This window comes from Bartonella sp. AA9NXGY (assembly GCF_042196845.1).
GTDB lineage: Bacteria > Pseudomonadota > Alphaproteobacteria > Rhizobiales > Rhizobiaceae > Bartonella.
This window is the reverse complement of sequence record NZ_JBHIRB010000102.1, coordinates 1-773: the sequence shown is the minus strand read 5'-3', so window position 1 is coordinate 773 and position 773 is coordinate 1. Positions and strand designations below refer to the sequence as shown.

At 42.0% G+C, this 773-nt stretch carries 1 protein-coding gene; it reads right to left on the bottom strand.

The window, feature by feature from the left end:
* On the bottom strand, positions 1-773 hold a 773-nt coding region (locus ACFIM6_RS10040; protein ID WP_375612690.1), incomplete at both ends, for an autotransporter domain-containing protein.

The window sequence follows — 773 nt, the reverse complement described above, 5'->3', positions numbered from 1 at the left end:
TGAGACAGTTGCGCATTGATGCCAACGCCGCCTTCAATTGCAGGTCCCATAGGATCAAGGTCAAAATCTCTGCCAATCTGGATGGTACCATTATCACCAAAGGTTTTGATCAAGTTTACTTTTCCATAGAAAGACATTGGACGGTTGCTTTCAGTGGAAATGGTTTTTGTCAAACGTCCACCAACACGGATCAACCATTGAGAAGGATTTTTCATATCAACGGTAAAATTATCAGCATCTTCAATGGTATTAAACATCAAATGTTGATAGGCAATTTGTGCTTGTGGCTCAAATGTTAAACTTTCCATTCCGGTTGCAAACTCTTTGCCAACAGTGGTGGAGATACTCAACATTTTGGCGTTTTTCAATTTTGCGGTTTTGCCAATGATAGCATTGCCGATATCTCCTTTTAGAATTCCATAGGATAACAGTGTATCCATATAGAAACCATTGTCATGCTGCACGCTGCCATAAGCTGTTAGTGACCATTTATCCAATGTGCTCTTACTGGCATCCGCTATGTCCTTTGGAGTGAAAGACAGCCGCCCATAGGTGCCTACAAGACCGAAATGTGTTGTGGTATTTTGTCCTTCTAATGCCGCGAATGTGACTCCGGCTTGGAGAGCAGCATAGCGGATATCAGCACCATAACCATATTTGAGAGGTCCGCGTTCAGAAGATAAGGTTCCTGTGTTTCCGTAAGTATAGAGGAAGAAACCGGTTTGTTTTTCCTCTTCTTTTCCTAAGACAGATGTTCTGATATTGGCTAAAAG